The sequence below is a fragment of the Candidatus Thermoplasmatota archaeon genome (genome assembly GCA_029907305.1).
GTDB lineage: Archaea > Thermoplasmatota > E2 > DHVEG-1 > DHVEG-1 > JARYMC01.
The window spans coordinates 1-9633 of the sequence record JARYMC010000063.1; the positions used below are offsets into that span (position 1 = coordinate 1).

Annotated in this window: 12 protein-coding genes; 9 read left to right on the forward strand and 3 right to left on the reverse strand. The window is 33.0% G+C overall.

Annotated features, from left to right (window positions below):
- Positions 1 to 135: 135 nt before the first annotated feature.
- From mfnA to QHH19_05455, 3 genes are all read left to right on the forward strand, one after another.
- A complete protein-coding gene (mfnA, locus tag QHH19_05445; GenBank protein ID MDH7517770.1) occupies positions 136 to 1299 on the forward strand; it encodes a tyrosine decarboxylase MfnA in 1164 nt (387 codons plus the stop codon).
- Positions 1296 to 1865, forward strand: a complete 570-nt coding sequence (hpt, locus tag QHH19_05450; protein ID MDH7517771.1) for a hypoxanthine/guanine phosphoribosyltransferase — start codon at positions 1296 to 1298, stop codon at positions 1863 to 1865. The genes mfnA and hpt overlap by 4 nt, the downstream gene beginning before the upstream one ends.
- 190 nt (positions 1866 to 2055) lie before the next feature.
- Entirely contained in the window at positions 2056 to 2262 is a 207-nt protein-coding gene (locus QHH19_05455; protein MDH7517772.1) for a DUF2116 family Zn-ribbon domain-containing protein, read from the forward strand.
- Between the two features lie 53 nt (positions 2263 to 2315).
- Here QHH19_05455 and QHH19_05460 read toward each other — a convergent pair whose 3' ends face one another.
- Positions 2316 to 2477, reverse strand: a complete 162-nt coding sequence (locus QHH19_05460; protein ID MDH7517773.1) for a hypothetical protein — start codon at positions 2475 to 2477, stop codon at positions 2316 to 2318.
- Between the two features lie 106 nt (positions 2478 to 2583).
- Here QHH19_05460 and QHH19_05465 point away from each other — a divergent pair, with 106 nt between their 5' ends.
- From QHH19_05465 to QHH19_05480, 4 genes are all read left to right on the forward strand, one after another.
- Positions 2584 to 3465, forward strand: coding sequence for an MEMO1 family protein (locus QHH19_05465; GenBank protein ID MDH7517774.1), 882 nt, complete (start codon positions 2584 to 2586; stop codon positions 3463 to 3465).
- Positions 3466 to 3477: 12 nt separating this feature from the next.
- Complete coding sequence (locus tag QHH19_05470) at positions 3478 to 4419, forward strand: deoxyhypusine synthase (protein ID MDH7517775.1); 942 nt, start codon at positions 3478 to 3480, stop codon at positions 4417 to 4419.
- Positions 4420 to 4697: 278 nt separating this feature from the next.
- Positions 4698 to 5003: a hypothetical protein gene (locus tag QHH19_05475; GenBank protein MDH7517776.1), complete on the forward strand. Its 306-nt coding sequence runs from the start codon at positions 4698 to 4700 to the stop codon at positions 5001 to 5003.
- A gap of 319 nt (positions 5004 to 5322) precedes the next feature.
- A complete protein-coding gene (locus QHH19_05480) occupies positions 5323 to 5637 on the forward strand; it encodes a hypothetical protein (protein ID MDH7517777.1) in 315 nt (104 codons plus the stop codon).
- Between the two features lie 232 nt (positions 5638 to 5869).
- Here QHH19_05480 and QHH19_05485 read toward each other — a convergent pair whose 3' ends face one another.
- Positions 5870 to 7414: a BPL-N domain-containing protein gene (locus tag QHH19_05485; protein ID MDH7517778.1), complete on the reverse strand. Its 1545-nt coding sequence runs from the start codon at positions 7412 to 7414 to the stop codon at positions 5870 to 5872.
- Positions 7415 to 7601: 187 nt separating this feature from the next.
- Between QHH19_05485 and QHH19_05490 the strand changes: the two genes are divergently transcribed.
- Entirely contained in the window at positions 7602 to 7778 is a 177-nt protein-coding gene (locus tag QHH19_05490; protein MDH7517779.1) for a hypothetical protein, read from the forward strand.
- Positions 7741 to 8523 carry an ornithine carbamoyltransferase gene (argF, locus tag QHH19_05495; protein ID MDH7517780.1) on the forward strand — a complete coding sequence of 261 codons (783 nt, stop codon included), beginning with the start codon at positions 7741 to 7743 and terminating at the stop codon, positions 8521 to 8523. The genes QHH19_05490 and argF overlap by 38 nt, the downstream gene beginning before the upstream one ends.
- Here argF and QHH19_05500 read toward each other — a convergent pair.
- Positions 8507 to 9493 carry a UbiA prenyltransferase family protein gene (locus tag QHH19_05500; protein MDH7517781.1) on the reverse strand — a complete coding sequence of 329 codons (987 nt, stop codon included), beginning with the start codon at positions 9491 to 9493 and terminating at the stop codon, positions 8507 to 8509. The genes argF and QHH19_05500 overlap by 17 nt on opposite strands.
- Positions 9494 to 9633 lie beyond the last annotated feature (140 nt).

Here is a 9633-nt window from a genome sequence, read left to right on the forward strand (position 1 = left end):
TGTTTTATTTTTTTTCTTTATTGTATTGTTTGCAACCCATCCAGATATGATATTGAAGTTGTTCTACATTTATTTTCTGGACAACGCCGGCAAATTGAAATATTTTTGAACCATGATGTATTACCTCAGAGTCAAATGGAAAAAAGAAAACACAGCAAGAAAAAACATAAAATAATATTAAAAGAGTTAGATAAATATAGATATAAGGATTTTACTTTCGCTAGTGGCCGTATACTTGGTTCTATGTGTACCCAGCCGCATCCCATTGCGAAGGAGGCTTATTTCAAGTTTTTAGAAACCAATCTTGGAGATCCGGAGCTATTTCCTGGTACAAAAAACATAGAAACAAAATTAATCTCATTCATTTCTGATTTGTTAAATGCACCAAAAGGTTCTGGTGGACAGATAGTTAGTGGTGGTACAGAGGGAAATATAAATGCTATGTGGCTTGCAAAACGATTAACAAACAAAAAAGAAATCATAGTTCCTGGGAGTGCACATTTTTCTTTCCAGAAAATAGCATCACTTATGGATATGAAGATTGTTATCACCCCTCTGAACAAAGATTATGTTATTGATACAGTTAAGCTAAAAGAAAAGATAGGTAAAGACACAGCTGCTGTTGTAGGTGTAGCGGGTTCAACTGAACTTGGGACAATAGATCCTATACCAGAGATTAGCGAGATATGCTTAGATGAACATGTTTTTTTACATGTTGATGCTGCTTTTGGTGGTTTTGTTATACCATTTTTAAAACAACTAGGATATGATGTACCTGATTTTGATTTCAAACTTAAAGGTGTCAGTACAGTATCTATAGATGCACATAAAATGGGTTATTCAGCTATACCACTTGGTGTACTTATTTTTAGAAACAAAGAATGGGTTGATGAGATAAGTGTTGAATCTAATTGTGTTAGCAGCGAGAGACAGAGTGGTATTCTTGGTACAAGATCTGGTGGGCCTGTTGCCGCAGCATATGCAGTTATAAGATATCTTGGTAAAAATGGTTACAGGGATTTGGTTAAAAGATGCATGGAAAACACTTATTACACCCAATGTAGAATAGAGGATATAGGATTGAAATTAGTTACAAAACCTATTATGAATGTTATCGGTGTTAGAATGAAAAAACCTGCAGCAGTAGTAAATAAGTTAACCGAGTATGGGTGGAAGGTTAATAAAATGAATAGAATATCATGTATTCGCATCGTTCTGATGCCACATGTAACAAAAAAGGTTATTGATAGGTTTATACCTGATTTGAAAAAAGTTTGTGAGGAGGTTGGAGAACTATGAGTCTTGAGTTGTTGAAAAAATCTATGTTTGAGGTACCTGTTGTGAAAAAAGGTGATTATGATTATGTTATCCATCCTATAACCGATGGGGTTCCATATATCAAACCTGATTTGTTAGATGAAGTGGCTAAAGAGATGGAAAAACTCATTAAAAAATGCGGTAAGATTGATAGGATTGTAACTATGGAGGCCATGGGTATACCTCTTGCTTCTGCATTGTCCTTGAGCATGAAGATACCATTTACAATTATTAGGAAGAGATCATATGGTTTGCCTGATGAATTTAGCGTGGAACAAGTCACAGGTTATTCAAAATCAAAACTTTACATAAATGGTTTAAAAAAAAGTGATAAAATCGTTATTGTTGATGATGTACTAAGCACAGGTGGCACCCTTAAGGCTGTATTATCTGTCTTTAAAAAGATAGGTGTAGACGTAAAAGGTGTTTTTATAGCTATTGACAAGGGAAACGTGGCAGATAAGATAAAAACCGAGTATAATGTACCGATAACTGCTTTGATAAACATTGATGTTATGGATGGAAAGGTTGTTATAAAAAACATGTAGTGTAATGTCAAACGACATTGGTAACATCATTGACCAAGGTGTGATAATTGAAAACACTGGTAATCCCTCTGTGCATATGCAACATGAAGGTTACATCTTCTCCTTAAAAAAAATGTTACGCATCTGACTTGACATTACATGTAGGAAAAGTATTTCATATGGGTTGTATTATTGTTTAGGTGATATGAATATGGTAGAGAAAATAGCACAACATACGCATTGTCATATGTGTGGGAAAGCAATACCTGCTAATGAAACACTTTGCTCAGAGGAATGTAAACAGAAGTATCAGAATTTGTTGAAGAAAAGGAGACGGTATATATACATAATGTATGGGGCAATCGCAGTGATGGTAATTGTGTTAATATTGTCATCTATGATGTCGTCTACATATTAAACAAAAAGTATAACTAAACTATTATAAAAAATAGGTTAATTTAAAAAAAAGTTTTAGGTTTCAGCTAATTCTTCCTGTATGTCTATAACCATCTCAGTAAGGACATCCTCGAATATATGATGGCGATATTCTTTTATTGAGCCGTTTGCAAGATGAACTCTAGCTACGAAGTCCCGCCCATCTTTTATTATTTCTATATGGCATACTGTCTCCATTGGTACCCCCTAAATCTTTAAACGGAATTAGTCAAATGTATTTATACTTTTTGCGGATAAGGTTAATGTGCAATTTCGTGATATAATTTGTTAGGGGTGAGTAAATTTGGAGAAAATTAGAAAAGCTGTTGTAGCAGGCCAGTTTTACGATTGGGACAAACGAAGTTTGGAGGAAAGCATCAAAGAATGTTTTTTAGATAAACGGGGACCTAGAAGCTTTCCGAAGTTTGCTGAGAAAAACAAAAATATTTTAGGATTGGTTGTGCCTCATGCTGGTTATGTTTATTCTGGTGCCATAGCTGCTCATTCTTATCATTATCTCTCAAAAAATGGTTTCGCTGATACCTTCGTAGTTCTTGGTCCTAACCACACAGGACAAGGATCAGGGGTCTCAGTGATGACAGAAGGTTTATGGGAGACACCGCTTGGAAAAGTACCTATAAATGATAAGCTTGCGAAACAGATATGCAAGAGCATAATAGACATGGATGATAGTGCACATGCATATGAACACAGCATAGAAGTCCAACTACCTTTTTTACAGTTCATTGCAGGATCTAAAAAATTTGACTTCGTACCAATATGCATGGCTATGCAGGATTTTGAGACAGCAAAAGAGGTTGGTGAGATCATAGCTGAGGCGATCAAAAAAACTGGTGTTAAAACAGTTATTGTTGCTAGTAGTGATTTTTCTCATGTTGGTTTTAATTATATGAGTATGCCACCTAGGGGTATGAGGGTTGATGAGTACGCGGAGAAACAGGACGAAATCGCTATTAAAAAAATACTGGAGTTGGATCCAAAAGGGCTTATTGATGTGGTACATCAAAACGATATAACAATGTGTGGCTATGGTCCTGTTGCATCTATGCTTGTCGCATCAAAATTATTGGGTGCGAAACAAGCAGAATTGCTTAAATATGGGACCTCATATGAGGTGCAACCCAGCAGCTCCTGTGTCGGATACGGTGCATTAGCTGTGTATTAAGGTGAAAATCTTATGAAAGAGAAACCAGTAAGAGACATTCAATTAAAAAAAGGTATGAACTCTAATGAGTTGATAAAAGAGTTTTATGACTCTGGTGGTTTCTCTGCAAAAAAAGTTGCTGTTGGTGTTGAGATCATTGAAAAAATGGTTAAAGAAAAGGATTGTGTGAAGTTTCTTTCTTTTCCAGCATGTATCTGTTCAACTGGTACAAGAGGGATTATAAAAGAATTGTTGAAAAGGAAACTTTTTGATGTTGTTATCACGACTTCTGGTACGTTGGACCATGACCTAGCACGGGTTTGGAAAAACTATTACCATGGCTCTTTTATAGCAGATGATAGAGAACTACATAAAAAGGGAATTAACAGGCTTGGGAATATTTTCATTCCAAACGAATGCTATGGGAAAATACTTGAGGATAAAATGCAGCCTATCCTAAATGATCTCTATAAAATAAAAAATAAATGGTCAACAAAAGAGTTAATTTGGGAGTTTGGTAAAAGTCTTGAAAAAGAAAAAAACGGTAAAAACTCGATACTTTATTGGGCGTGGAAGAATAAGATACCGGTTTTTGTACCAGGTATAACAGATGGTGCTTTTGGTTCTAATCTATGGATGTATTATCAGGAGCACAGGGATTTTACTATTGATTTATTGAAAGATGAGCAGGAACTCTCAGATATTATATTTGGTGCCAAAAAAAGTGGTGCCCTAATAATTGGTGGGGGTATTTCAAAACATCATGTGATATGGTGGAACCAGTTTAAAGATGGGCTTGACCACGCCGTTTATATAACGACGGCGGTGGAGTATGATGGTAGCCTTAGCGGTGCACAAACAAGAGAAGCAATTTCGTGGGGCAAACTCAAAGAAAAAGCGGATAATGTGACAATAGAGGGAGATGCAACAGTTCTTTTGCCATTGATGATAGGTGCATTGATGGAAAGATTGTGACTTTCACAGGGCTCCATGATATAGTATAATTAAAAACTATTTCATCGATTTTTCACTACCATTATTACAATCCACTGTAATGCCAAACGACATCGGTAACATCATTGACCAAGGTGTGATAATTGAAAACACTGGTAATCCCTCTGTGCATATGCAACATGAAGGTTACATCTTCTCCTTAAAAAAAATGTTACGCATCTGACTTGACATTACATATTAAAATTTTGGGAAAGGAAGCGAAAGAAGAGTATAAATAAAAAATACTCGTGATTAGTATTTTGGCTGTCGCATTAGTGGCTATTTCTTTTGTATCTGCAGTAACCACAAAAACAAAAACCACCGAAAAAAAAGAATCACCCTTATATGTGATAAGAAATAGGCAAGCTATAAAAGAAAAAATTGGGGATATAGTAACAAAATTTTTCGGCGAGAGAATATTTTTCCTACCATTACAATGGCTAAGAAACTTAGAGGAACTTTCTGTGAGAGAGCAAATTAATATGAAACCAAGCTTAGGAACATGGTTATGTGGATGCCTTTCTTATTATGAACCGTATACGGTAGAAACCTGCAAACTTCCTTAGACAACGAGTATTTTCCTACCATTCCAATGGCTTAGAGTTTTCAGTCCTGACAATTATAGAAACCTAAGGACAGGAATGAAAACAGAAGATTCTTGTACATGCAGCGTTGAATATTGTTATATAGAATGGCAAGTTTGCGGGAAATGGCAAGACTAAATATTGCCTAAAATAATACTATGATTGTTCCTATAGAAAATAATTGTCGAGATTATATGAAACAAGATATTATTGTTAAAAAAAATACTTTATTCTAAAGTTATCGAACAGAGTTTTTATAAACTGGAGTAATATATTAATATCTTAAGAAGAGTTAAAAGGAATGAATAAAAAAATATTTGCGATTAGTATTTTAGCTTTTTTTACTTTAATAGCTATCATGTTTGCAACCACAGTTACCTCTAACACAGCACCCGCTAAAAAGAAAGAATCACCACTATACAAGATAAGAACCAGACTAGCACTAGGAGAACGAATAAAAGATCTAGTTATAAGATTCCTTAGACAAAGAATATTCCTGAGGTTACCGATTCTAAACCCATCATCTGGAAACGAGAATAATTACCAAGGAGCTACTACATCTATTTGTGGGTATTGCAATACCTATGAAAAAGGACCAAAAGGGCGCCATCAGTAAATGTTATTGATCCACCATTTTTAGAATTAGAACAGATTAAGCAATAAATATTACATGACATAAGTTTTTGGAAAAAGGGGAGAAAAAGATATATCTAAATAATTAACAATCTGAAGTAATAGTTTTTCAAGGATTTTTGTCACCTACTAAAATGAAGAAAGATTTTTGCTAATGGACAATAACTAAGCCAAAAATTCATAGCAAAAACTATCATTTCCTTTCTTTTTATTTTTTAAGTGTTTATGAAGAAAAAATCTGAACCATCAAAGGCACAATTACCATACTCATCATAAGCGCGAAGTTCAAGCCTATGTATACCATTAAGATTGTTCTTATCTAATTTCCATTCAAAAGGAGGCAAGGTATCAGTAAACTCCAATACATCATCTAGATAAAACTCTACAATATTGCTATTCTCAACATATGCTATTACAGTAATATCACCAACAATAACAGTTATACCCATTAAATTTACAACTTTCGAAATTCTATTAGAAACAAATTTACCCATAATCCAACTTAATAATCTAGACCTTTCTATTTTTGGAAAATCAAAAGGTGGATTTAATAACGAAAAATTAAAGCGTGGTCCTATAAGAGTGTCATTTAAATAAAAATGATAACCATATCTATATATTGGTTTATCCATAAAAACCATAAGTTCATTACAAGGAGGAAGATCACTATCAGGTACACCAGCAATCCAGGCAGCAGCACGACGATGAAGCCACCAATTATGACTCATATTCATATGTTCTCCATTCCATCTAAAAACAGCTCTAATAGGAGGTATATTAAATCTTCCAAAACCATATCCACCTGGTCGACCAATATATTCTTCAATAGTACCATTTTCTATAAGCGCAATCTCAGGATGACAATTAAAAATAACGATTTTACCATCACCATAAGTAGAAGCTATAGCAGCATATTGACCTTTGATATCTGTTTTCACTTTTTTAAATGGTATCCAACCTGGAAGCAATCCTTTCATGTACCAGTGAATTGGTTTAGTTTCCATAAGTTCTTCATTAATTATTAGTAAAGGTGTTACCTCTCCATAGATTGGATCATCACTTTCAGCTGGATATAAACCAGGACCTCCACCATATGATATATTTATAGTATCATCAAAATAATCATTTAAAATTGGATTTGAATTATTTTTAACTAGCATACATTCTAACGGAACTAAACCGGTAGACTTATCCCCCATCTTAAAGATATATTGAGCTTCTCCCGACCAATCTAAGTTTAGATAAACATTAGAAATCTTCAAAGCATTATTGTTAATATATTTTTTATAAAATTTATCCGGTTTTTCATATCCTCTAGTAGAAAAAACAGTGCCTGCACAAACACTTAAATATCCACCACCATCAGAAACAAATTTTCTAATATTATTTAAATGTTTTTTATTAAATCCATGTTTATAAAAGCTATCGAAACTAGCACCTACAACTAATAGATCAAAATTATCTACTGTTAATGGTTTTTTACCTTTTCCAGATATTTCGTCTAAAGTAAGTTCTGTTAAATTAAAATAATATATATTTCCATTTGATTGCCAATGATAATTAAAGATATAATCAAAGAGACTGTCGCAACCTGCGTATCTAGGGTATTGTGCTATTCTTATAATACTTATATTTTGATTCTCTTCAAAGTTTTGTTTTTGTATTTCTTTTATAATATGAGTGCTGTTACAAAAGACTGTCAAAGGTGCTGTTAGAAAAAATAAAACAAAGAAAATTGTTATATATTTAGTTAATTTCATAATATATAATATGAAGAATTAATATTTAATACTTATCTTAATATATAATAATACTTATTTTATTTTTTGGAATTTTTATTAAAATTATATAAATAATACTGGTTTATGTTTTCCTTCATTAAACAAATAAAACTATAAAGATAGGAAAATTTTAATAAACTCTAAAAAATTTCCTAATATCCCTCGTATGAAAAAGAATATACTTTCAATCCTTGACTTAGCAAATGAGATTGACGAAATAATTGACCTAGGAATAAAATTAAAACATGACCTAAAAGTAGGAAAAAAATTCAATAATTTACAAGGAAAAACACTTGCTATGATCTTTGAAACGACAATCAACTCGAACAAGAGTTTCTTTTGAAGTTGGGATTAATCTATTAGGAGGACATGCGATATTTATAACCGGTGAAGAGATAGGTATAGGAAAATATGAATCCCCAGAAAATATAGCACGGGTACTATCCAGATACGTAGATGCAATCATTTACCGTCCTATTGACTCATCCAATTTATACAAACTAGCAGACTATTCAACGGTTCCAGTAATTAATGCACTTGATCGAGAGGAACATCCATGTCAAATCATCGCTGATCTTATGACTATAAAAGAAAAAAAAGGACAACTTGAAGATCTAACTTTGGCTTTTATAGGAGATGGAGATGACAATCTCAACCATTCATATCTATTAGGATGCGCACTTACAGGAATTAATATAATAGTTATCTCCCCAAAAAAATACTGGCCGAACAAGTACTATTTTAAAACAGCCAAAGATATTGTAAAGAAAAAAAAAAATCAAATGGTCACTATTACTGAGGATATAAATGCTGTCGCATCTGCTGATGTTATTGTAACTGATACCTATGTCTCTTTTTGGTTCGAGCATGAACGACAACAAAGACTCATGGATCTTTACAATTATAAAGTTACTAAGGAAGTTATAAAGAAAGCAAAACCTAACGCACTCTTTATGCATTGTATGCCTATTTACTATGGAGAAGAAGTAACTAAGGATGTTGTATTCGGAAAAAATTCAGTTGTCATTGACGAGGCAAAAAATCGTCTGTGGGCACAGATGGCATTATTAATTAGATTATTGGGCTAGTCAAATGAAAATACGATGCATTTAGTACTTGTAAAAATACATCAAGAAAGATTAACGCATATGAAAAAAGAAAGTAGTCATAACCTTTTTTACCTGCAATTTTTGCTATATATTTTCTCGGTAGATCATCTGTTGTTTTAACAAGTTGGTAGTAATATTTTAATGTATAAGACCAAAGTAGGATGAATAATATAATAAAAATAAGAGAAAGAAATGTCATAAGCCATAAGATAATTCCTAGTATTCCTGAAATGAAGAACATGACGAGAGAGATTTTTGCTGCGATTCTTTCCCCAAACGTGGTCGCATATGTTTTTACACCATGTTTACGGTCTCCATCTTTATCAACAATTCCTTCTGCAAGATCATGGGCATCATCAGCGAAATATGTAAATAAAATTAATAGTAACATAGGTAAAATATGTGTACTATGAATAGAAATATAACCGAGTAAAGGAGCTGAAAGGTTAATATTTCCAGTTTTCGGAAGTGCGGTCCATACTGCTAAAAAACCAATAAGTGGGACAGTTAGCCATTGAAAAGGGGTGAATATTTCTGAATATGCATAGGTTTTAATGATTTTTTTAAGATATTTATTGTGAAATGTGACGAATATAGCAGTAATTCCAACAAGAAGTAAACACCAGAGGCTGATAAGAACTGCAAATATAAAGGTGAGAGCAGAAAAGATAAGTGCAATAGCAAAAAATTTTTTTGAACTTATCCTACCACTTGGGATTGGCCTATTCGGATGAGCAATTATATCAATATCCTGATCAGAGATATCATTCCAGATTAGTGCAGCAAAAAAACCAGAATACAATGTTATAATGGTAAAAAGGATTAGCTTTATTACCTCTATATTATATGGTTTTATACCATATGCAAACATTATAGCACCAGCAAACATCAATATATAACAAATCAACTCATATACAGAAAATGGACGCCAGTAATTGAGTAACAGCATTAATCTGGCAAAGAAATTTTTCTTTTTTAATAATTTTATTTGTTTCATTATTCTTCTCTAAATATAGAGAGCTTTGAATAACCCTCTTTGATTTTAATTTTTCTGTTTCTACCTCGTTCATGGCCATGAATTATGCGTTT

Bases quoted from the DNA above. Each gene is read 5' to 3' on its own strand.
- QHH19_05460 (MDH7517773.1), bottom strand. From the start codon at position 2,477: ATGGAGACAGTATGCCATATAGAAATAATAAAAGATGGGCGGGACTTC.
- QHH19_05455 (MDH7517772.1), top strand. From the start codon at position 2,056: ATGGTAGAGAAAATAGCACAACATACGCATTGTCATATGTGTGGGAAA.
- QHH19_05470 (MDH7517775.1), top strand. From the start codon at position 3,478: ATGAAAGAGAAACCAGTAAGAGACATTCAATTAAAAAAAGGTATGAAC.
- mfnA (MDH7517770.1), top strand. From the start codon at position 136: ATGGAAAAAAGAAAACACAGCAAGAAAAAACATAAAATAATATTAAAA.
- hpt (MDH7517771.1), top strand. From the start codon at position 1,296: ATGAGTCTTGAGTTGTTGAAAAAATCTATGTTTGAGGTACCTGTTGTG.
- QHH19_05480 (MDH7517777.1), top strand. From the start codon at position 5,323: ATGAATAAAAAAATATTTGCGATTAGTATTTTAGCTTTTTTTACTTTA.
- QHH19_05485 (MDH7517778.1), bottom strand. From the start codon at position 7,414: ATGAAATTAACTAAATATATAACAATTTTCTTTGTTTTATTTTTTCTA.
- QHH19_05500 (MDH7517781.1), bottom strand. From the start codon at position 9,493: ATGCTGTTACTCAATTACTGGCGTCCATTTTCTGTATATGAGTTGATT.
- QHH19_05490 (MDH7517779.1), top strand. From the start codon at position 7,602: ATGAAAAAGAATATACTTTCAATCCTTGACTTAGCAAATGAGATTGAC.